We start from the raw sequence: 20,595 nt of genomic DNA, 5'->3' as shown, positions 1-20,595 counted from the left end.
CCTTACTCGACCGCCGTTTCGGCATGGTTTTCTGCCGGCGCGCCACGGCGCAGGTCGCGCAGCGTCACCACCAGCAAGCCCACGGCCAGCACCAGGGTGGCCGCGGCGCCCAGGGCCAGCGGGTAGCCCAGCACCGTGCTGTAGCTGTTCAGCCCGGCCTCCACCTGGGCCCAGGAGCCCCACAGCAGCAGGCCCATGCAGACCAGGACCAGCGCCTGCGACACCCAGAACAGCGCCTTGCGCACGCCAGGCCCCACGCGGGATGTCACGAGGTCGAAGCCCAGGTGGCTGCCCTCGAAAGCGGCGACGATGGCGCCAATGGCCACCAGCCAGACGAAGAGCAGGCGCGAGATTTCCTCATAGGAAACGATGCTGGTGTGGAACACATAGCGCAGCACCACGTTGACGAACACGGCAATGACCATGCCGGCCAGGGCCAGCACCATCAGCACCTCGGCAAAGTGCTGCAGGCGCGGCTTGGGCCGGACTGCGGGGGAATCGGATTGCATGGGGCTTGTCTCCTGGCGTTATGGGTTTTGGGAGAAGGTGTCGGCCTGCGCCGCGGGCAGGACCTGCCAGCTTTGGGCGCGGAGCACGATGTCGGTCAGCGGCAGCGTGGCGTCCACGGACAGCACGGCGCACTCGCCATCAGGGCGTTCCAGCGTGGCGAACTGGTTGGCCACCAGCTCGGGCGAGAAGAAGTGGCCGGCGCGCTCCTGCACGCGCTGCAGCGCCGTGTCGTAGTTCAGGTCCAGGAACACGAAGCCCACGGCACCGGCCGGGCCGGCGGCACGCAGCCGGTCGCGGTACTTGCGCTTGAGGGCCGAGCAGGTCAGCACCACGCCCTGCCCCGGCATGGCCTGGGCCAGCAGCTGGGCCAGCCGGTCCAGCCAGCCGCTGCGGTCGTCATCGGTCAGGGGGATGCCGGCCTGCATCTTGCGGATGCTTTCCTCGGCATGGTGGGCATCGCCCTCGTGCAGGGTCCAGCCCAGGGCATCGGCCAGGGCCTGCCCCACGCTGGACTTGCCGCAGCCGGAAACGCCCATGACGACCAGCGCCCGTGGGCGGGTGTCTGCGGGGGCGGTCGCGGTGATTGTTGGGATAGCGCTATCCATGTTCTTGCAAAAATTGGCAGACCAGGGTCTGCCTTGGATTTCGTTGTGCTTCAGAGGCCTTCGTCCGGGTTTACACGCAGGAGCAAGGGCCTTCGAATGATTGGGATAGCGCTATCATAATCTTCAACACTCCCGCCCCCGACCTAGGACAATCCCTTGGCCCGTCAGATTCCGCCTGCCTCCCCAGAATCGCCCTCCGCCGATGTTTCCGGCCCGGCCCTGCCCGCCACGGGGCGCGCACGCTCCTCGCGGGCCAGCGGGCGCATCACGCTCAGCGATGTGGCACAGGCCGCTGGCGTCAGCCCCATGACGGTCTCGCGCGCCCTGCGCGGCGAGCGCCGCGTGGACCCGGCCCTGGTCGAGAAAATCCGCACGGCCGCCGCACAGATGGGCTACGTGCCCGACCCCGCCGCACGCGCCCTGGCCTCGCAGAAAAGCGCCCAGGTGCTGGTGCTGGTGCCCATGCTGTCCAACACCCTGTTCGTGGACCTGATCGAGGCGGTCCACAAGGTGCTGTTCTCCGCGGGCTACCACGCGCTGATCGGCGTGACCCACTACGACCGGGCCGAAGAAGAACAGCTGCTGCGCACCTACCTGCCCATGCGCCCGGCCGGTCTGCTGCTCACGGGTTTTGACCGCAGCCCCGCTGCGCGTGAACTGGTACAGGCCAGCAAGGTCCCCTGCGTGCACCTGATGGAACTGGGCGGCGAGCCTGGTGCGCCCAGCGTGGGCTTTTCGCAGGCCGAGGCCGGAGCCGCCATCACGCGGCACTTGATGGAGCGCGGACACAGGCGCATTGCCTTTTGCGCAGGCCAGCTCGATGCCCGCGTGATGCAGCGCGCCGCGGGCTACCGCCATGCCCTGCAGGCGGCGGGCCTGCATGACCCCGCCCTGGAACTGCTCTGGCCCCGCCCCACGTCGATGGCGCTGGGCGCCGAGCTGCTGGACGCGGCCCTGCGCCTGGACCCTGCTGTCGATGCCCTGTTCTTCTGCAACGACGACATCGCCCAGGGGGCACTGCTGGAGGCTCTGCGCCGGGGGATACGCGTGCCCGAGCAGATCGCCATCGCAGGCTTCAACGACCTGCCCGGCAGCGACCAGATGGTGCCGCCGCTGACCACCATCCGCACGCCGCGCGGCCATATCGGCACCGAAGGTGCGCGCATGCTGCTGCAGCTGATGCGGGGCGAGGCCGTGGAGCCGCCCAGCGTGGATCTGGGCTACGAACTGGTGGTCCGGCAGAGCAGTTGAAGCGAAGAGGGCTTTGGGCGCCCTCCTCCGTGGCCATCAGCCCGGCAGCAGGCGGCGCAGGGTCTCGGCCAGATCCTCTGCCGCGAACTTGGCCACGTAGCCATCCGCGCCAACGCTGCGCACATGGTCTTCGTTGGCCGATCCGGACAGCGAGGAATGGATGAGCACGGGAATGGAATGGAAGCGCGCGTCCTGCTTGATGTGGCGGGTGAGCGTGAAGCCGTCCATCTCGGGCATCTCCAGGTCGGTCAGCACCAGGGCGACCTTGTCGGCCACCGTCAGACCCTCTGCCTGGGCGCTGTCGGCGATGGCGTTGAGGCGGTCCCAGGCCTCCTTGCCGGACTTGAGCATTTCATACGGTGCCTGCAGGACCTTGAGCTCCTTCTCGATCAGCGAGCGCGCCACGAAGGAATCATCGGCGGCCAGCACGATGGCGCCGGGCTTGAGCTTGAGCCTGGCGCCCACTTTTTCCGGCGTGATTTCCTGGGCGTCGGTGGGAGACACCAATTGCAGGATGGCCTCCACATCCAGCACCTGGGCCAGGCGTGAGTTGTCGGTGTCGCCATCCAGGCGGGCGATGCTGGTGACCAGCTTGCCGCCGGTGCCGCTGGCCTCGGCCGACAGCACCTGCTTCCAATCCAGGCGCACGATGTCCTCGACGGACTCCACCGCGAATGCCTGGGTGGTGCGCGCATATTCGGTGACCAGCATGATGTTCAGGCCGGTCTGGGGCTTGCAGCCCATGATGGCGGGAAGATTCAGCACCGGGATCACCTGCCCGCGCAGGTTTGCCACACCCAGCGAATGGGCCGTGCCCCCCGCGATGGGCGTGATGTGCGGCATGGCCACGATTTCGCGGACCTTGAACACATTGATCCCGAACAGCTCGGACTGGCCCAGGCCGGAGTCGCTGCCCAGCCGGAACAGCAGCAGCTCGAACTTGTTGTTGCTGGTGAGGTTGGTGCGCTCGTCGATCTCTCTTTGAGCTGCCTTGGAATTGAGGTTCATGCCGGTCCTGGAGAGTGACACATCTTTTTACAAATTCTAAAGCGAGCGCCTCGGATTTAGCAAAAATTTATTGCGCAACGCAGCTTGCCTGTGGCGCCAACAACGCAGCAGCGCTGGGTCAAGGTATGGGCAGGCCGTGCGACAGCGCCGTCGGGTTCAAGGCCGGATCTGAACAGACAGGTCCGTATCCGGTCAATATAGGAAGATGGATCTTTCCGCCAGCACCATGAGGAGCGCGCCATGCCACCCGTTACCGCCCAACTTTTCGCCACCGATGGCGTTCAAGCCGTAAAGCTGCCTGCCGAGTTTCGCTTCGAAGATCGAGCCGAGGTGTATATCCGCCGCGATGAAAACACCGGAGACGTCATTCTTTCGACCATTCCTCGCGCGGACTGGAGTGAATTCATGCGGCTGCGCCAACAGCTGGGGCATGCGGCCGAGTCGGCCCTCCCCGTGCGCCAACAGGGCAGCGAGCAACGCGATCCCTTCCAAGGTTGGGAGGAATGATGCTGTACATGCTGGACACCAATGCCGCCAGCGAAGCCATCCGGGGCAATCCCTTGTTTGATGCGCGCTTACAAGCCCTCGCACCAGGGCAGTGGTGCGTTAGTGCAGTGACCTGTTCCGAGCTGCGCTATGGAATTGCCCGGCGGCCCGAGGCGGTACGGCTGGCACGGATCGTGGAGGCGTTCCTGCACATCACCGCCATCCTGCCCTGGGACGCCAAGGCGGCCAACCAGCATGGTCAGCTGCGCGCTTATCTGCGTGCCCAGGGCTTGCCGATTGGAGACTTCGACGAAATGATCGCCGCCCATGCGCTGGCCCTGGACGCGATCCTGGTCACAGACAATGTGCGGCATTTCGAACGCATTCCCGGGCTCAGGATCGAAACTGGCTGCGCCAGGGGCATTGATCCCGGCGCCGGGAAAGAGGTCACGCGCAGGAATCACTCGAATTCCAGGATCACATCGTCCACCGCGAGCGAATCGCCCTTGGCTGCACTGATCTTGCCGACCACGCCGTCCTGCGAAGCGAACAGGATGTTCTCCATCTTCATCGCCTCGATCACCGCCAGCTTCTCGCCCGCCTGCACCTTCTGGCCCGGCTGCACGGCCACGTCCACCAGCAGGCCCGGCATGGGCGACAGCAGGAACCTGGACAGGTCCGGCGGCGCCTTGTAGGGCATGAGGCGGTGCAGTTCGCCGCCGCGCGGCGAGAGCACCAGGGCGTCGATCTGCGTGCCGTTGTGGATGACGCGCAGGGCCAGCGGGTTTCGGGCCGTGCCGCGCTCGACCTGGGCCGTGAAGGGCTTGCCGTTGCAGCTGCCCTGCACGCACATGGCACGCATGGGGGTTTCGCTGCGGAAGGTATAGGGCTTGCCATCCACCGTGACGGTGCTGGCGCGGCTTTCGGCATCGAAGTCCGAGACCTGCACGGCGCGGTACTGGTGCTGGCCTTCGGCGCCCAGCACGACCACGCAGTAGTCGGCCGAGACCTTGAGCTCGTGCCCCCGCATCTGGCCGCTGATGGTGGCGGCGCGCGCGCGGTAGCGGCGGTTCATGTGGCCGGCCAGGGCGACCAGGAAGTCCGGATCGCCGTGGGGCACGTCCTCGGCGTGGAAGCCGTGGGAGTAGTGCTCGGCGATGAAGCCGGTGTTGAAGTCGCCGCTCTTGAACTTGGGATGGGCCAGCAGCGCGGCCTGGAACGGGATGTTGGAGCTGATGCCCCGGATCACGAAGGCATTGAGCGCCTCGCGCATCTTGGCGATGGCGTCGTTGCGGTCGCTGCCGTGCACGATGAGCTTGGCGATCATCGAGTCGTAGAACATGGGGATCTCGCCGCCCTCATAGACGCCCGTATCCACGCGCACGCCGTGCAGGTGGCCGGTGTCGGCCTGCCACATGGTCTGCTCGGGCGGCGCAAAGCGCACCAGGCGGCCCGTGGAGGGCAGGAAGTTGCGGAACGGGTCCTCGGCGTTGATGCGGCACTCGATGGCCCAGCCATTGCGCTTGACGTCTTCCTGCGCGATGGCCAGCTTCTCGCCAGCGGCCACGCGGATCATCTGCTCGACCAGGTCCAGGCCGGTGATGCACTCGGTCACCGGGTGCTCCACCTGCAGGCGGGTGTTCATTTCCAGGAAGTAGAAATCCTGGTCCTTGCCGACCACGAATTCCACCGTGCCCGCGCTCTGGTAGCCCACGGCCTTGGCCAGGGCCACGGCCTGCTCTCCCATGGCGCGGCGCGTGGCGTCGCTGATGAAGGGGGACGGCGCCTCTTCGATCACCTTCTGGTGCCGGCGCTGGATGGAGCATTCGCGCTCGTTCAGATAGATCACGTTGCCGTGGCCGTCGCCCAGCACCTGGATCTCGATGTGGCGCGGCTCCTGCACGAACTTCTCGATGAAGATGCGGTCGTCGCCAAAGCTGTTGCGTGCCTCGTTCTGGCAGCTGGCAAAGCCCTCGAAGGCTTCCTTGTCGTTGTAGGCCACGCGCAGGCCCTTGCCGCCGCCGCCGGCGCTGGCCTTGATCATCACAGGGTAGCCGATGCCCTTGGCGATCTCCACGGCGGCCTCGGGGCCGGCGATGGGATCGTTGTAGCCGGGGATGGTGCTCACGCCGGCCTTGTCGGCCAGCTTCTTGGAGGCGATCTTGTCGCCCATGGCCGCAATGGCCGCGTGCTTGGGGCCGATGAAGGTGATGCCCTCTTCCTCCACGCGCCGGGCGAAGGCCTCGTTCTCGGACAGGAAGCCGTAGCCCGGGTGCACGGCCTGGGCGCCGGTCTGCTTGCAGGCGGCAATGATGCGGTCGGCCTGCAGGTAGGACTCGCGGCTGGGCGCGGCGCCAATGTGCACGGCCTCGTCGGCCAGCTTGACGTGGCGTGCCTCGCGGTCCGCATCGGAGTACACCGCCACGGTCTGTATGCCCATCTTGCGGGCGGTGGCGATGACGCGGCAGGCAATCTCGCCGCGGTTGGCAATCAGGATCTTCTTGAACATCTTCGCAGCCTGTTTTTTCTGGATTCGATCTTTGATATCAGGGCCTGGTCACAGAGGGATGTTTCCATGCTTGCGCCACGGATTTTCCAGCTGCTTGTTCTTGAGCATCTGCAGCGAGCGGCAGATGCGCTTGCGCGTCTCATGCGGCTGGATCACATCGTCGATGAAGCCGCGCGCGCCTGCCACGAAGGGGTTGGCGAAGCGGGCCTTGTACTCGGCCTCGCGCGCGGCCAGCTTGGCAGGGTCGTTCTTGTCCTCGCGGAAGATGATCTCCACGGCGCCCTTGGCGCCCATCACGGCGATCTCGGCATGGGGCCAGGCCAGGTTGACGTCACCGCGCAGGTGCTTGGAGGCCATCACGTCATAGGCGCCGCCGTAGGCCTTGCGCGTGATGACGGTGATTTTCGGCACCGTGGCCTCGGCATAGGCGTACAGCAGCTTGGCGCCGTGCTTGATGATGCCGCCGTACTCCTGGCTGGTGCCGGGCATGAAGCCGGGCACGTCCACGAAGGTGACCACGGGGATGTTGAAGGCATCGCAGAAACGCACGAAGCGCGCGGCCTTGATGGAGCTCTTGATGTCCAGGCAGCCGGCCAGCACCAGGGGCTGGTTGGCGACGATGCCCACGGTCTGGCCGTCCATGCGCGCAAAGCCGGTGATGATGTTCTTGGCGTAGTCGGGCTGCAGCTCGAAGAAGTCGCCGTCGTCCACGGTCTTGAGGATCAGCTCCTTCATGTCGTAGGGCTTGTTGGCGTTGTCGGGCACCAGGGTGTCCAGCGACTTGTCGGCGCGGTCCACGGGGTCCGAGGTGTAGCGCGCGGGCGCCTTCTCGCGGTTGTTCAGCGGCAGGTAGTTGTAGAGGCGGCGCAGCATCATCAGCGCCTCCACGTCGTTGTCGAAGGCCATGTCGGCCACGCCGCTGCGCGTGGTGTGGGTGATGGCACCGCCCAGCTCCTCGGCCGTGACCTCCTCGTGCGTCACGGTCTTCACCACTTCGGGGCCGGTGACGAACATGTAGCTGCTGTCCTTGACCATGAAGATGAAGTCCGTCATGGCCGGCGAATACACGGCGCCGCCCGCGCAGGGGCCCATGATCATGGAGATCTGCGGCACCACGCCGCTGGCCAGCACGTTCTTCTGGAACACGTCGGCATAGCCGCCCAGGGAGGCCACGCCTTCCTGGATGCGGGCGCCGCCCGAGTCGTTGAGGCCGATCACGGGGGCGCCGACCTTCATGGCCTGGTCCATGATCTTGCAGATTTTCTCGGCATGGGTCTCTGACAGCGCGCCGCCGAAGACGGTGAAGTCCTGGCTGAAGACGAAGACCAGGCGGCCGTTGATCATGCCGTAGCCGGTGACCACGCCGTCGCCGGGGATCTTGCTGTTTTCCATGCCGAAGTCGGTGCAGCGGTGCTCGACGAACATGTCCCATTCCTCGAAGGTGCCGTCGTCCAGCAGCAGCTCGATGCGCTCTCGCGCCGTGAGCTTGCCCTTCTTGTGCTGTGCGTCTATGCGCTTTTGGCCGCCACCCAGGCGGGCCTGTTCGCGCTTTGTCTCCAGTTGATCCAGGATGTCTTGCATGCTGCGATTCCTCTAACGTCTAACGGTACGGGTTGCTGGTGTTGTCTTGTCTGCGGTCACTGCGGCGCTGCGGCGGGTGCCATTGCAGGCACGGCCTGCGCCTGCAGCAGATTTCTGGCGGCCGTGCTGGCCGCGATCCGCCCTGCTGCCACGTCGGCCTGCAGTTGGGGCAGCAGCGCCCGCACCTGCGGATGCTGCCGGAAGGCCTGCTTGAGGCCGGAGTCGATGCGCTCCCACATCCAGGACAGGGCCTGGCGTTCGCGGCGCAGCGCCAGGCGGCCGTTGGCCTGCTGCAGGCGGCGGAATTCCTCCACCGCGCTCCAGAAGCCGTCAACGCCCTCTTGCTTGAGCGCGCTGATGGTGATGACCCTGGGCTGCCACAGGCGCTCGTCGTGGTGGGCGTGCTCGGGGTTGCCGTGCATGCCCAGCAGGCGCAGGCTGGAGGTGATCTGGGCCTGCGCGCGCGTGGCGGCATGGGGATCGATGTCGGCCTTGTTGATGACGACCAGGTCGGCCAGCTCCATCACGCCCTTCTTGATGGCCTGCAGGTCATCGCCCGCATTGGGCAGTTGCAGCAGGCAGAACATGTCGCACATGCCCTGAACGGCGATCTCGCTCTGGCCCACGCCCACGGTCTCGACGATGACCACATCGTAGCCAGCCGCCTCGCAGACCAGCATGGCCTCGCGGGTTTTCTCGGCCACGCCGCCCAGGGTGCCGCTGCTGGGGCTGGGGCGGATGTAGGCGTCCAGGTGAACGGACAACTGCTCCATGCGCGTCTTGTCGCCAAGAATGGAGCCGCCCGACACGGTGGATGAGGGGTCGATGGCCAGCACCGCCACCCGCAGGCCGCGTGCGATGAGGAACAGGCCCAGCGTTTCGATGAAGGTGCTCTTGCCCACGCCCGGCACGCCGCTGATGCCCAGGCGGAAAGACCCGCCCGTATGCGGCAGCAGGGCCGTGAGCAGCACATCGGCCGCCGCACGGTGGTCGGCGCGCGTGGATTCCAGCAGGGTGATGGCCTTGGCCATGGCCCGGCGCTGAACGGCGGGGTTGCCGTTCAGGATGCCGTCTTGCATTTGCTCGGGAGTCACTGCGGCGGGCTCAGAGGCTGTTGGCCTGGCGGATCTGTTCGAGCACATCCTTGGCGCTGGCCGGTATGGGGGTGCCCGGGCCGTAGACGCCCTTGACGCCGGCGTTGTAGAGGAAGTCGTAGTCCTGCGCGGGAATCACGCCGCCCACGAAGACGATGATATCGTCCGCGCCCTGGCGGCGCAGCTCCTCGATGATGGCCGGCACCAGGGTCTTGTGGCCAGCCGCCAGCGTGGACACGCCCACGGCGTGCACGTCGTTCTCGATGGCCTGGCGCGCACATTCCTCGGGCGTCTGGAACAGCGGGCCCATGTCCACGTCGAAGCCCAGGTCGGCAAAGGCCGTGGCCACTACCTTGGCGCCGCGGTCATGGCCGTCCTGGCCGAGCTTGGCGATCATCACACGCGGGCGTCGGCCCAGCTGCTCAGACGATGCGTCAATCTCGCCCTTGAGCTTTTCCCAGCCCTCGGCCGAGTCGTAGGCTGCTGCATACACGCCGGTCACCTTCTGCGTATCGGCGCGGTGGCGCCCGAAAACCTTCTCCAGTGCATCCGAGACCTCACCCACCGTGGCGCGCAGGCGCACGGCCTGGATGGCCAGGTCCAGCAGGTTGCCCTCGCCGCTTTCGGCGGCCTGGGTCAGCGCCTGCAGGGCGGCCTCGACCTTGGCCGCATCGCGGCTGGCCTTGATCTGGTTCAGGCGTGCGATCTGGCTGTCGCGTACCTTGACGTTGTCCACCTCGAGGATGTCGATGGGATCTTCCTTGGCCAGCTTGTACTTGTTGACGCCGACGATGACATCCTTGCCCGAGTCGATGCGCGCCTGTTTCTCGGCGGCGGCGGCCTCGATCTTGAGCTTGGCCCAGCCCGAATCCACGGCGGCGGTCATGCCGCCCATGGCCTCGACCTCCTCGATGATCTTCCAGGCGGCGTCGGCCATGTCCTGGGTCAGCTTCTCCATCATGTAGCTGCCGGCCCAGGGGTCGATCACATTGGTGATGTGGGTCTCTTCCTGAATGATCAGCTGCGTGTTGCGCGCAATGCGGGCCGAGAACTCGGTGGGCAGCGCGATGGCTTCGTCAAAGCTGTTGGTGTGCAGGCTCTGCGTGCCGCCGAATACGGCGGCCATGGCCTCGATGGTGGTGCGCACCACGTTGTTGTAGGGGTCCTGCTCGGTCAGCGACCAGCCCGAAGTCTGGCAGTGCGTGCGCAGCATCAGGCTCTTGGCCTTCTTGGCGCCGAAGCCCTTCATGATGCGGCACCACAGCAGGCGGGCCGCGCGCATCTTGGCGATTTCCAGGTAGAAATTCATGCCGATGGCCCAGAAGAAGGACAGCCGGCCTGCGAAATCGTCCACATCCATGCCCTTGGCCGTGGCGGTCTTCACGTACTCCTTGCCGTCGGCCAGCGTGAAGGCCAGTTCCAGCGCCTGGTTGGCGCCCGCCTCCTGCATGTGGTAGCCCGAGATCGAGATCGAGTTGAACTTGGGCATGTTCCTGCTCGTGTACTCGATGATGTCGCCGATGATGCGCATCGACGGCTGGGGCGGGTAGATATAGGTGTTGCGGACCATGAACTCCTTGAGGATGTCGTTCTGTATGGTCCCCGACAGCTGGTCCTGGGCCACGCCCTGCTCCTCGGCCGCCACCACGTAGCCGGCCAGCACGGGCAGCACGGCGCCGTTCATGGTCATGGACACGCTGATCTTGTCCAGCGGGATCTGGTCGAACAGCACCTTCATGTCCTCGACCGAATCGATGGCCACGCCGGCCTTGCCCACGTCGCCCGTCACACGCGGATGGTCGCTGTCGTAGCCGCGGTGCGTGGCCAGGTCGAAGGCCACCGACACGCCCTGCCCGCCGGCGGCCAGCGCCTTGCGGTAGAAGGCGTTGGACTCCTCGGCCGTGGAAAAGCCCGCGTACTGGCGAATGGTCCAGGGCCGGCCCGCGTACATGGTGGCCTGCGGGCCGCGGATGTAGGGCTCGAAGCCTGGCAGGCTATCCGTATGGGGCAGGTTGGCCGTGTCTGCCGCGGTGTACAGCGGCTTGACGTCGATGCCGTCGGGCGTGGTCCAGTGCAGTGCCTGGATGTCGCCCCCGGGAGCGGCCTTGGCGGCCGCCTGGGCCCATTTCTGCAGGTCGGCAGTTGCGAATTCCTGGCCGTTCTGCGCTGTCGGATGGTCTTGTCTCATGTTCTCAGGCTCGTGAATGACAGGTGCCCTTGAGGGCATGCCCCAGAGCTGCCGCAGTTTACATCATTCATAATTATTCATTCAAAATATCTTTGCCGATACAATCCGGGCCACATGTCGACAAACACCCTCACTCCCCGCGCTCTCTACGAACAGGTTGCAGAGAAGCTGCGCCTGCGCATCTTCGAGCACGAGCTGGCGCCCGGTGACTGGATCGACGAACTGAAGATTGCCGAGGAATACGGCATCAGCCGCACCCCGCTGCGCGAGGCCCTGAAGGTGCTGGCCGCCGAGGGCCTGGTCACCATGAAGGTGCGCCGTGGCGCCTATGTGACCGAGGTGTCTTCCAAGGACATTGCCGATGTCTATCACCTGCTGAGCCTGCTGGAATCCGATGCCGTCCAGGTGGTGGCCGAATCGGGCAGCGACGAAGAGCTTGCCGCCCTGCAGCAGACCCACGAGGAACTCAAGGCGCAGACGCGCGATGCAGACCGCTTCTTCGAACTCAACGAGAGCTTTCACATGCAGCTGCTGCAGATTGCCGACAACCGCTGGCGCAACCAGCTGGTGGCCGATCTGCGCAAGGTGATGAAGCTCAACCGCCACAAGTCGCTGTTCAAGCAGGGCCGCATCGAGGATTCGCTGGCCGAGCACGAGACCGTCATGCAGGCCCTGCTGCGCCGCGATGGCGCTGCAGCGGCCCAGGCCATGCGTCAGCATTTCCAGAACGGCCTGGCTGCGGCGTCCTGAAGCCTGCCGTTCGGCGCTCTTGCACAGCCGGCACCATCTGGCGCGGCCATAACGCGCAGGCGGCCGCCCCGTCTGGAATCGGGCCTGGTGTGCAACGGTGGCGACGTAGGCAGACATGCGGCTCCTGGTTGGTTTCAGAGTGGACACACGAAAACGCTGCAGTGCAGCATAAACGCGTGCGCCGCACCCACTCATGTCCGAAGCTGACGCCAGGACCTGCGGAAAGCCCCGGCTATCATCAGCGGCTACATACACTTCGGCCCGCACCCTTCTCGCATGAGCATCCAAGACCCAGCCCGCGCCCCTTCCCTGGCCATGAGCCTGCCAGCCGATGCCAGCATGGCCACGGCCTCCACCCTGGTGGAAATGCTGGCCCTGCGCGTGCAGCAGACGCCCGCAGGCGAGGCCTACCGGGCCTATGACGAGGATGCGCGCAGCTGGAAGACGCTGAACTGGGCACAGGCCGGCGAGCGTGTGGCCCTCTGGGCGCAGGCGCTGGCCGCGCAGGAGCTGCCGGCAGGGTCGCGCATCGCCATCCTGCTGCCCAACGGTCTGGACGCCATGTCCATCGACCTGGCCAGCCTGCGCTGCGGCCATGTGCCCGTGCCGCTGCACGCCATAGACAACGCGGGCAGCATTGCCTACATCCTGGCCAACGCCCAGGTGTCCATGCTGTTCGTGGCACAGCAATCCACCTGGGACAAGATCTGCGCCACGGGCCAGGCCCTGCCTGCGCTGCGCAAGGTGGTCGTGGCATCGTCCAAGCCGGCTTCCCGGGCCGCAGAGCCTGAAACCGAAGGCGATGCCGCCGCACTGGAGGCCCTGCGCCAGATCCCCGTGCAGCCGCTGGCCCAATGGCTGGCTGAAGGCGGCGCAGTCCCCTTGCCCCCGCCTCCCTCTGCCGAGGACCTGGCCGCCGTGGTCTACACCTCGGGCACCACGGGCAAGCCCAAGGGCGTGATGCTCACGCACCGCAACGTGGTCTCCAACGTGCAGGCGGTGATGCAACGGCTGCAGCCGCGCAGCGATGATGTTTTCCTCTCCTTCCTGCCGCTGTCGCACACCTTCGAGCGCACGGCTGGCTACTACCTGGCGCTGGCCGTGGGCGCCTGCGTGGCCTATGCGCGATCGGTGGCCCAGATGGCCGAGGATCTCAAGACCCAGCGCCCCACGGTGCTGGTGTCCGTGCCACGCATTTACGAGCGCGTGCACGCCAAGGTCATGGAGACGCTGGCCCGTGCACCGCTCAAGGCCCAGCTGTTCGAGCTGGCCCAGGCCAGGGGCTGGCAGCGCTTTTGTGAAACACAAGGCATTGCCGATGCGCAAGCGCCCCAGCCCGAAGTGCCGGGCTGGATGCAATGGCTGCCCTGGCCGGTGCTCAACCACCTGGTGGCCGAGCCGCTGCTGGCCCAGTTCGGTGGCCGCGTGCGCGTGGCCGTCAGTGGCGGCGCGCCGCTGTCGCCGACGATTGCGCGCTGTTTTCTGGGCTTGGGACTGCCGCTGATCCAGGGCTATGGAATGACGGAAACCTCGCCCGTGGTCTGCGCCAACACGCTGGAGGACAACCACCCCGCCACCGTGGGCCACGCCCTGCCCGGCGTGGAGGTGCGGATTGGCGAGAACCGGGAACTGCAGGTGCGTGGCCCCTGCGTGATGCGCGGCTATTGGGAGCGCCCCGAAGACACCGCCAAGACTTTCACCGACGACGGCTGGCTGCGCACGGGCGACCAGGCGGTGATCGAGGACGGGCGCGTGCGCATACAGGGACGCATCAAGGAAATCATCGTCACCTCCACCGGCGAAAAGATTCCACCGGCCGACCTGGAGCTTGCCATTACCGGCGACCCGTTCTTCACCCAGGTCTTTGTCGTGGGCGAAGACCGCCCTTTCATCGCCGCCGTGGCCGTCATCGAGCGCGGCGAATGGCAGGCCATGGCCCAGCGCCTGGGCCTGGATCCCGAAGACCCCAAGAGCCTGAACCACTCCGCCGCCGAACGCGAGGCACTGGCACGCATCGAAAAGCAGGTAGCCAGCTTTGCCCGCTATGCCGTGCCACGCGCCGTGCATCTGGAGCTGGAGCCCTGGACCATAGAAAACGGGCTGATGACGCCTACCCTCAAGCTCAAGCGCAACAACCTCATGGCGCGGTTCGAGTCGCAGATCGCCGCCATGTACAGCAAGCCTGCCGAGCGCTGGCAAGGCCGCAACAGCGCGGGTTGACCCCCTGTTCCTGACAAGAAGCCGCCGCTCAAAACGGCGGCTTCTTCTATTTTTGATATGGATTCAATTTATGTAAGTTACATTGAATTGATCAAAAGAAAGGAAGAGCGCACTGCGCACGCTCTTCCTGGGTCTGCGTCAAGCAGCTGCCAATGTCAGGCCGGGGCTCGCCATGCCGATCTCCTTCGCCGAGCTGATCTGGAACGTGGCCACCGCCTGTGCCAGCACCCGCGCCTGCCGTTCCAGGCTGGCTGCAGCGGCTGCCGACTCTTCCACCAAGGCGGCATTCTGTTGCGTGACCTGGTCCATCTGGGAGACGGCCTGGGTGATCTGCCCCAGGCCACCGCTTTGCTCCACGCTGGAGGCAGAGATGGCCTCGATCAGCGACGCCACCTCGCTCACCTGGGCTTCAATGGCATCCATGGCCTTGCCTGCTTCCCGGACCTGGTTGCCGCCCGTTCGCACCTTGTCGGTGGATGCCGTGATCAGTGCCTTGATCTCCCGCGCCGCTGCGGCGCTGCGCTGGGCCAGGGAGCGCACTTCCCCGGCCACCACGGCAAAGCCCCTGCCCTGCTCGCCTGCCCGCGCGGCCTCCACCGCTGCATTGAGCGCCAGGATATTGGTCTGGAAGGCAATGGAGTCGATCACGCCCGTGATCTCGGCAATCTTTCCACTGCTGGCCGAGATTTCGTCCATGGTGCCGATGACCCTGGCGACCGCGCCGCCGCCCACGCCGGCCACCTCCTTGGCACGCACGGCCAGGGCGCTGGCCTGCCGCGCGTTCTCGGAACTCTGGCCCACGTTGCCGGCCAGCTGCTCCATCGACGCCGCCGTCTCCTGCAGGCTGGAGGCCTGGTGCTCAGTGCGGCTGCTCAAATCCTGGTTGCCGGCAGCGATCTGGCTGGAGGCCGTGGTCACCGACTCCACCCCGCGCCGCACATCGCCAACGATGCTTGCCAGCGACTCGCGCATGGCGCTCATGGAGCGCAGCAGGTCGCCGACCTCGTCACGCCCAGTGGCCTGGATTTCCGAAGCCAGGTCGCCCTGCTCGATGTGCCGGGCCACTTCCACGGCCGACTTCAAGGGCACCGTGATGGAGCGCGTGACCATGTAGCCCAGGGCCACGGCCAGGATGACGGCCGCCGCCACAAAACCGTAGATCAGCATCTGCGACCGTGCAAAAACCTCCCTGGAGTCCCCATAGACATCCTCCGACGTCTTGAGCTGCAGCTCGACCAGCTCGCCGATCTTGGCGCTGATGGGGTCGATGCTGGCATACAGCGCGCCGTCGAACTCATCCAGGCTGCCGGCCTTCTTGCCGTCCAGCTGCTTGAGGCGCTGCAGCAGTTTGTCGATGCTCTGGTTGGCCGGCGCGAACAGTGCCTGGGCCTGTTTGGCCAGCACGGCCTCCTGCGCTGTGAGCTGGGTGGACGAGTAGCTGCGCCAGGCGGCCTCGATCGCGGGCAGCGTGCCCGAGATGCTGGCCGATGCCTCCTGCGCCGTGATCAGGCCCGCATTGGCTTTATTGACCGTGTCTATGACGTTGACGGCATAGGCATCCGCAATCTGCTTGAGCTGCTTGAGTGGAACCACACGGTCCTGGTACAGGGTCTCCGTGCCCGAAAACACATGGCCCAGCGCCCTTGCGCCGACGCCCCCTACGGCCATCAGGCAGACCAGCAGGACAAGAAAGACGGCTGTAAGCCGGGTACCGATACGCACATCGCTGAGTTTTTTCATCGCAGAACCTCTGGCCCAGTGCTGCCGTCGGTATAGGCCATCGCTATCGCATCCAGGCAGTCACATTAGCTGCCTTATCGGTAGCGGTGGCCGATTTCTTGAGAGACAAAACTCAATAAGTTCCGCGAGATGTGTAAAGACACCCGCCACAGTGCGGATGCCCCGCCCCTGCCCTCAACCCCGTTGCCAGGCCAACCCATCTCAGGCACGGCCAATCCATTCATGTAAGTTACATTAATATCATCAAAAAAATGGCCCATGAAAGCACGAGCCATTTCCATTCAGACGTAAACGTCAACCACGCCACCCAGTCCGGGCGCCTTGTTGCTCTTCGGCTGGGACGGCGACTTGGCTTCGGCCGCCTGCTGCTGCTCGCGCTGCTTGTCGATCTGGGCCTGCTGCCTGGCGCGCATGAGCGCCTCGATCTGGCTTTGCACCATCATGATCTGCGACTGCAGCAGCTTGGCCTTCGTCTGCTTGGCCTTGGCGTCAATGTTCTCGGAAGACACTTCCTTGAGCGCCTGCTGCAGCTCCTTGAGCTTGCGCTGCAACGCAGCGATGTCATTGCCGCCGGAGGATGAAGCGGCTCCCGAGGCGGAAGCCGATGTGGAGGATGAGACTTGCATGCCCCGTACATCGACCACCGGCGCACGAACTGAAGGCCAAAAACACCGCTGTCCCGCCCGCAATCACCCCAGCCAATGCCGCAGCGCTCCCGCAGATGCAATGCCGATCAGCACCGTCGGCAGAATGGGCAGCCGGCTGGCCGCCACCAGCGTCACCACCAGGGCCAGCAGATCGGCCGGCCGCTCGGACACAAACGCCGGGGCAATCACCGAGATCAGCACGCAGCCCGGCAGGCTTTCCATCACGTACTGCATTCGCGGGCTCAGCGTGCGCCCGCGCAGCAGCAGGTAGCCGATCACCCGCGTGAAATACGTGCTGCACGCCATGAGCACCAGCGTCAGCAAGGTTGTGGCTTCCATCGCTCAGCTCCTGGGCGCCAGCAAGGCAGCGCAGACCAGGCCCGAAACGGCGCCGGCCGCCACATACCAGGCGCCAGGCACCAGCTTGTAGACCAGGGCCGCCGTCAGCAGGCTCACCAGCCAGGGCCGGCAAGGCCTGACGCCCTTCCACATGCCGCGCAGCAGCACCAGAAACACGGCGGTGAACGCCATGTCGAAGCCGTACTGCTCCAGGTCGCCAATGCGCGGTCCCAGAAAGGCACCGGCCGCCGTGCACGACACCCAGGCCATGTACAGGCCTGCCGACACGCCCATGTAGTAAGGCAGGCTCACGCGCCGGGCGGCACTGCGCTGCGCGTCTGCCAGGGCCAGCGCCCAGCTTTCGTCGCACATGAAGAACAGTGCCGGCAGCGCACGGCGCCTGGGCAGATGGCGCAGATACGGCGCCAGCGCCGCACCCATCAGGATGTGCCGGCAATTGACCAGGAAGGACATGGCGACGATCAGCAGCACATGCGGCGGCGACGTCCACAGCCGTATGGCCGTGAACTCCGAGCCGCCACCGAAGTTCATCCCGGTCATGAGAGGAACTTCCAGAGGTGCCAGCCCCTTTTGCACGGCCTGGGCGCCCAGCACCAGGGCAAAGGGCACGAAGCCCAGCATCACGGGAATCGCATCCCTGAAGCCGCGAAAGGCCTCGGAACTGCGGGAGACGGAATCTGCCGAAACGGCAGCGGGGGAAAGTGGAATGGATGAAGACATGGAGAGCGGCGATTGTCGGCCTGTGCCGCTGGAATTTGCTGCCGATTCATGCTTCCACCAGTCATTTCACAGCTGTTCATGCCGATTTATTCGATTAACTTGAAATTATCTGCTGCACAAGCGCTGCACAAGCGCCGCTCAACCCATTTCCATGGCTGGCGGCGCTCCTCGGATGGCCGCGCCTGCCCTCCTGACATTTCACGAAACCCAACAGCCATTGGCTCCCGCCATGCTGCAGTGCGTCGCAAACGGCTGTGCCGGCCAGGGCGGCGGCGGGACCATGAAGCCCTCATCACTTCGCTTCACCTGAAAGGTTCCCCATGCGCACTTCCGACTTCACCCGCTTCGTCGCCCTGGCCGCCCTCAGCCTGGGCCTGGCCGGCACCACCCTAGCCCAGGACGCAGCGCCCTCCTCCACTGCTGCCCCCACCGACCTCAGCCGAGCCCAGGTGCTGGCCGACCTGGAAATGTGGCACCGCGCCGGACTCACCTATCTCTCCGACCGCGAGATCGATGTCCGCTCCACCGAATACCAGCGCGGCCTGGAGCGCTACCAGCAACTGCGCGCCAGCCCCGCCTACCGCGAGGCGGTAGCAAGGCTGGAGAAGGGACATGCGGTGGCCCAGGACAAGTGAGCTTGAAGGCGCCCGGTGGCGGATCTGGGGAGCTGAAAGCCACCGGCGGGTCTGGATAACCCTGATACCGTCCCCGGCACCCTCGCGTCACACGGTCAAACGGTGTTTCTGCAATAATTGCCGCAACAATCATTGCGCAGTCAATTATTTCACCCGCAGACACCATGACCCAGCCTCCCCTGCCCAGCGGCCTGCAGCCCTCGGACTTCTACAGCCCAGGCAGCTACACGCCCTTCGAGAGCGTGGGGTTCCTCATGCGCAAGGTGCTCAGCTCCATCCTCCAGCAGGCTGATGCGCAGTTGGCCGAGCATGAGCTGACCTATGTGCAGTGGCTGCCGCTGTACAAGCTGCTGCTGTGCAGCGACGCCACCAATGCCGGCATGGCGCGTGACCTGGGGCTGGATCCGGCCTCCATCACGCGGGCGCTGGACCGGCTCGAATCCAAGGGCATGCTGCGGCGCGAGCGCTCCACGGTGGACCGGCGCGTGGTCAAGCTGGTGCTGACCGATGAAGGCCGCGCCATGGCGGCCAAGGTGCCGCAGGTGCTGTCCAGCGTGATGAATGCCCACATGGCCGGCTTCAGCCATGAAGAGTCCCGCCAGCTGCTGGACATGCTGCGCCGCCTGCTGGCCAACGGCGATGCGATGCGCGCGCCGGAGGCTGCGCCCCCGGGCACAGCGCCCGCGGCCTGACAGCGCCAGCCCCCTTTTTCCGCCCCGGTTTCCGATTTCCTGATTCTTGACCCCCAACAGGCAGACCACCATGCCCAAATCCTTTGTTTCCGTGTCCGCCGCGCCCCGCCGCGTGGCCGCCGCAGCGGCCACCCTGTGCGCCGCGCTGGCCCTGGCCGGTTGTGCTTCCCAGGGCCCGGCCCATGAGCCGCTGGCCCGGCTGGGCGCCGCCGACCTGGGGCTGACGACCCAGTCCGAGACAGGCGCCAATACCAGCCTGCCCGCCGCCGATTGGTGGAAGTCCCTGGGCGATGCCCAGCTAGATTCGCTGATCGCCCAGGCGCTGCAGGGCAGCCCCAGCCTGGCCATGAGCCGCGCCCGCTTCGACAAGGCCGCCGCCCTGGCCACGGCCACCAGCACGGCCACCGATGTGCGCGGCACGCTCGGCGTCGACGCCACGCGCCAGCACTACAGCGCCAACGGCCTGGTGCCCGCACCCATTGCCGGCCATACCTACAACACCGGCAACCTGCAGGCCGGCCTGAGCTGGACGCCGGATTTCTTTGGCCGCCATGCCGCCGACCTGCAGGCCGCCCTGGGCCAGGCCCGTGCCGCCCAGGCCGACAGCGCCGCCGCCGCCAACCAGTTGGCGGCCCAGGTGGCGCGCAGCTATGTGGCGCTGGCTCGCCTGATTGCCCAAAAGGATGTGGCTGGCCGCACGCTGACCCAGCGCCAGTCGCTTCTGGACCTGAGCCAGCAGCGCACGCGCGCCGGGCTGGACAGCCAGGTGGAGCTGACCCAGGCCCAGGCCGGCCTGCCCGATGCCGGCACCCAGATCGAAATGCTGGACGAGCAGATCACGCTGGCGCGCCGCACCATCGCCGTGCTCTGCGGGCAGGCGCCCGAGGCGCAGCTGCAGCTGGCGCCCCGTCTGGCCGCGCTGCAGATCCAGGCCGTGCCCGGCCAGTTGGGTGCCGATCTGCTGGGCCGCCGCCCCGATGTGGTGGCCGCGCGCTGGCGCGTGGAGTCCGCAACGCAGGGCATAGAGAGCGCGCGGGCGGATTTCTATCCCGATATCAATCTCACGGCCTTCATCGGCCTCAATGCCATCGGTCTGGACAACCTGTTCAAGGGCAGCTCGCGCCAGATGGGCATCACGCCCGCGCTGCGCCTGCCCCTGTTCGACGGCAAGCGCCTGCGCGCCCAGTTGCGCGGCACGCAGGCCGACCTGGACACCGCCATCGCCCAGTACAACGGCGTGGTGCTCGATGCGGTCAAGGAAGCGGGCGACGCCATCACTTCCGTGCAATCGCTGGTGCGCCAACAGCAGCTGCAGGCCGAGTCGCTGGAGAAGGCCGAACGCGCCTACGACTTTGCCGTGCAGCGCTACAAGGCCGGCCTGGCCAGCCAAGTGACGGTGCTGAACACCGAAACCCAGGTGATCACCCAGCGCCGCCTGGACGTGGACCTGCGCGCCCGTGCGCTGGACACGCGCGTGTCGCTGATGAAGGCGCTGGGCGGCGGCTGGACCGATGGCACGGCTGCCGTGCAGGTCAGCCAGCACTGAGATCGCAACCCGCACAGGAATCCACCGCACTCTTGACCCTCCACCGGGCAGAC

18 protein-coding genes and 1 pseudogene are annotated in these 20,595 nt (G+C 66.0%); 8 read left to right on the top strand and 11 right to left on the bottom strand.

What is annotated here, in order from left to right; all coding sequences use genetic code 11:
- Positions 1-2: 2 nt before the first annotated feature.
- Both AC57B5_RS06005 and AC57B5_RS06000 read right to left on the bottom strand, forming a co-directional pair.
- Positions 3-509: a TRAP transporter small permease gene (locus AC57B5_RS06005; protein WP_496398990.1), complete on the bottom strand. Its 507-nt coding sequence runs from the start codon at positions 507-509 to the stop codon at positions 3-5.
- Positions 510-527: 18 nt separating this feature from the next.
- Complete coding sequence (locus AC57B5_RS06000; RefSeq protein WP_065345834.1) at positions 528-1,046, bottom strand: gluconokinase; 519 nt, start codon at positions 1,044-1,046, stop codon at positions 528-530.
- 225 nt (positions 1,047-1,271) lie between these two features.
- On the opposite strand from AC57B5_RS06000, the gene gntR reads away from it, so the two are divergent.
- A complete protein-coding gene (gntR, locus tag AC57B5_RS05995) occupies positions 1,272-2,366 on the top strand; it encodes an HTH-type transcriptional regulator GntR (RefSeq protein WP_012205586.1) in 1,095 nt (364 codons plus the stop codon).
- A 36-nt stretch (positions 2,367-2,402) separates the two neighbouring features.
- On the opposite strand, the gene AC57B5_RS05990 is transcribed toward gntR, so the two are convergent.
- Complete coding sequence (locus AC57B5_RS05990) at positions 2,403-3,374, bottom strand: chemotaxis protein (protein WP_012205585.1); 972 nt, start codon at positions 3,372-3,374, stop codon at positions 2,403-2,405.
- Positions 3,375-3,614: 240 nt separating this feature from the next.
- Between AC57B5_RS05990 and AC57B5_RS05985 the strand changes: the two genes are divergently transcribed.
- The gene (locus AC57B5_RS05985) at positions 3,615-3,881 is read left to right on the top strand and encodes an antitoxin (RefSeq protein WP_496398989.1); all 267 of its coding nucleotides are present in this window, start codon (positions 3,615-3,617) and stop codon (positions 3,879-3,881) included.
- A pseudogene (locus AC57B5_RS05980) lies at positions 3,878-4,189 on the top strand (PIN domain-containing protein); the annotation flags it as partial. The gene AC57B5_RS05985 and the pseudogene AC57B5_RS05980, both read left to right, overlap by 4 nt.
- Before the next feature lie 131 nt (positions 4,190-4,320).
- Here the strand turns inward: AC57B5_RS05980 and accC are convergent.
- Genes accC through scpA form a run of 4 tightly spaced genes read right to left on the bottom strand, consistent with a single transcriptional unit; the run spans position 4,321 to position 11,232 of the window.
- Entirely contained in the window at positions 4,321-6,369 is a 2,049-nt protein-coding gene (gene accC / locus AC57B5_RS05975) for an acetyl-CoA carboxylase biotin carboxylase subunit (RefSeq protein WP_099750875.1), read from the bottom strand.
- A gap of 48 nt (positions 6,370-6,417) precedes the next feature.
- The gene (locus AC57B5_RS05970) at positions 6,418-7,950 is read right to left on the bottom strand and encodes an acyl-CoA carboxylase subunit beta (protein ID WP_496398988.1); all 1,533 of its coding nucleotides are present in this window, start codon (positions 7,948-7,950) and stop codon (positions 6,418-6,420) included.
- 56 nt (positions 7,951-8,006) lie between these two features.
- Complete coding sequence (meaB, locus tag AC57B5_RS05965) at positions 8,007-9,029, bottom strand: methylmalonyl Co-A mutase-associated GTPase MeaB (protein WP_496398987.1); 1,023 nt, start codon at positions 9,027-9,029, stop codon at positions 8,007-8,009.
- A gap of 25 nt (positions 9,030-9,054) precedes the next feature.
- Positions 9,055-11,232: a methylmalonyl-CoA mutase gene (scpA, locus tag AC57B5_RS05960; protein WP_013802440.1), complete on the bottom strand. Its 2,178-nt coding sequence runs from the start codon at positions 11,230-11,232 to the stop codon at positions 9,055-9,057.
- Between the two features lie 114 nt (positions 11,233-11,346).
- Between scpA and AC57B5_RS05955 the strand changes: the two genes are divergently transcribed.
- Together AC57B5_RS05955 and AC57B5_RS05950 are read left to right on the top strand one after the other, a co-directional pair.
- Positions 11,347-11,982, top strand: coding sequence for a GntR family transcriptional regulator (locus AC57B5_RS05955; protein ID WP_012205578.1), 636 nt, complete (start codon positions 11,347-11,349; stop codon positions 11,980-11,982).
- A 276-nt stretch (positions 11,983-12,258) separates the two neighbouring features.
- Positions 12,259-14,202, top strand: coding sequence for an AMP-dependent synthetase/ligase (locus tag AC57B5_RS05950; protein WP_496398986.1), 1,944 nt, complete (start codon positions 12,259-12,261; stop codon positions 14,200-14,202).
- A gap of 138 nt (positions 14,203-14,340) precedes the next feature.
- Here the strand turns inward: AC57B5_RS05950 and AC57B5_RS05945 are convergent, their stop codons facing one another.
- From AC57B5_RS05945 to AC57B5_RS05930, 4 genes are all read right to left on the bottom strand, one after another.
- The gene (locus AC57B5_RS05945; protein ID WP_496398985.1) at positions 14,341-15,942 is read right to left on the bottom strand and encodes a methyl-accepting chemotaxis protein; all 1,602 of its coding nucleotides are present in this window, start codon (positions 15,940-15,942) and stop codon (positions 14,341-14,343) included.
- A 281-nt stretch (positions 15,943-16,223) separates the two neighbouring features.
- Positions 16,224-16,568, bottom strand: coding sequence for a FlxA-like family protein (locus AC57B5_RS05940; RefSeq protein ID WP_071955876.1), 345 nt, complete (start codon positions 16,566-16,568; stop codon positions 16,224-16,226).
- Positions 16,569-16,631: 63 nt separating this feature from the next.
- Positions 16,632-16,928, bottom strand: a complete 297-nt coding sequence (locus tag AC57B5_RS05935; protein ID WP_012205574.1) for an AzlD family protein — start codon at positions 16,926-16,928, stop codon at positions 16,632-16,634.
- A gap of 3 nt (positions 16,929-16,931) precedes the next feature.
- On the bottom strand, positions 16,932-17,669 hold the full coding sequence (locus tag AC57B5_RS05930; RefSeq protein WP_013802443.1) for an AzlC family ABC transporter permease: 738 nt from the start codon (positions 17,667-17,669) through the stop codon (positions 16,932-16,934).
- Between the two features lie 320 nt (positions 17,670-17,989).
- Between AC57B5_RS05930 and AC57B5_RS05925 the strand changes: the two genes are divergently transcribed.
- The 3 genes from AC57B5_RS05925 to AC57B5_RS05915 all read left to right on the top strand — a co-directional run bounded on the left by AC57B5_RS05925 (position 17,990) and on the right by AC57B5_RS05915 (position 20,542).
- Complete coding sequence (locus AC57B5_RS05925; RefSeq protein WP_197943400.1) at positions 17,990-18,304, top strand: DUF4148 domain-containing protein; 315 nt, start codon at positions 17,990-17,992, stop codon at positions 18,302-18,304.
- Between the two features lie 164 nt (positions 18,305-18,468).
- Entirely contained in the window at positions 18,469-18,996 is a 528-nt protein-coding gene (locus tag AC57B5_RS05920; protein ID WP_496398984.1) for a MarR family winged helix-turn-helix transcriptional regulator, read from the top strand.
- Positions 18,997-19,066: 70 nt separating this feature from the next.
- On the top strand, positions 19,067-20,542 hold the full coding sequence (locus AC57B5_RS05915; protein WP_496398983.1) for an efflux transporter outer membrane subunit: 1,476 nt from the start codon (positions 19,067-19,069) through the stop codon (positions 20,540-20,542).
- Positions 20,543-20,595: the final 53 nt, after the last annotated feature.

It is taken from the genome of Delftia sp. BGA-UO-ETr-SB1 (assembly GCF_059567865.1).
The sequence above is the reverse complement of the archived record's forward strand: the minus strand, read 5'-3'. Positions and strand labels throughout refer to the sequence as shown.

Bases quoted from the DNA above. Each gene is read 5' to 3' on its own strand.
- AC57B5_RS06005 (WP_496398990.1), bottom strand. From the start codon at position 509: ATGCAATCCGATTCCCCCGCAGTCCGGCCCAAGCCGCGCCTGCAGCAC.
- AC57B5_RS06000 (WP_065345834.1), bottom strand. From the start codon at position 1,046: ATGGGCGTTTCCGGCTGCGGCAAGTCCAGCGTGGGGCAGGCCCTGGCC.
- AC57B5_RS05990 (WP_012205585.1), bottom strand. From the start codon at position 3,374: ATGAACCTCAATTCCAAGGCAGCTCAAAGAGAGATCGACGAGCGCACC.
- AC57B5_RS05985 (WP_496398989.1), top strand. From the start codon at position 3,615: ATGCCACCCGTTACCGCCCAACTTTTCGCCACCGATGGCGTTCAAGCC.
- accC (WP_099750875.1), bottom strand. From the start codon at position 6,369: ATGTTCAAGAAGATCCTGATTGCCAACCGCGGCGAGATTGCCTGCCGC.
- AC57B5_RS05970 (WP_496398988.1), bottom strand. From the start codon at position 7,950: ATGCAAGACATCCTGGATCAACTGGAGACAAAGCGCGAACAGGCCCGC.
- meaB (WP_496398987.1), bottom strand. From the start codon at position 9,029: ATGCAAGACGGCATCCTGAACGGCAACCCCGCCGTTCAGCGCCGGGCC.
- scpA (WP_013802440.1), bottom strand. From the start codon at position 11,232: ATGAGACAAGACCATCCGACAGCGCAGAACGGCCAGGAATTCGCAACT.
- AC57B5_RS05955 (WP_012205578.1), top strand. From the start codon at position 11,347: ATGTCGACAAACACCCTCACTCCCCGCGCTCTCTACGAACAGGTTGCA.
- AC57B5_RS05950 (WP_496398986.1), top strand. From the start codon at position 12,259: ATGAGCATCCAAGACCCAGCCCGCGCCCCTTCCCTGGCCATGAGCCTG.
- AC57B5_RS05945 (WP_496398985.1), bottom strand. From the start codon at position 15,942: ATGAAAAAACTCAGCGATGTGCGTATCGGTACCCGGCTTACAGCCGTC.
- AC57B5_RS05940 (WP_071955876.1), bottom strand. From the start codon at position 16,568: ATGCAAGTCTCATCCTCCACATCGGCTTCCGCCTCGGGAGCCGCTTCA.
- AC57B5_RS05935 (WP_012205574.1), bottom strand. From the start codon at position 16,928: ATGGAAGCCACAACCTTGCTGACGCTGGTGCTCATGGCGTGCAGCACG.
- AC57B5_RS05930 (WP_013802443.1), bottom strand. From the start codon at position 17,669: ATGTCTTCATCCATTCCACTTTCCCCCGCTGCCGTTTCGGCAGATTCC.
- AC57B5_RS05925 (WP_197943400.1), top strand. From the start codon at position 17,990: ATGCGCACTTCCGACTTCACCCGCTTCGTCGCCCTGGCCGCCCTCAGC.
- AC57B5_RS05920 (WP_496398984.1), top strand. From the start codon at position 18,469: ATGACCCAGCCTCCCCTGCCCAGCGGCCTGCAGCCCTCGGACTTCTAC.
- AC57B5_RS05915 (WP_496398983.1), top strand. From the start codon at position 19,067: ATGCCCAAATCCTTTGTTTCCGTGTCCGCCGCGCCCCGCCGCGTGGCC.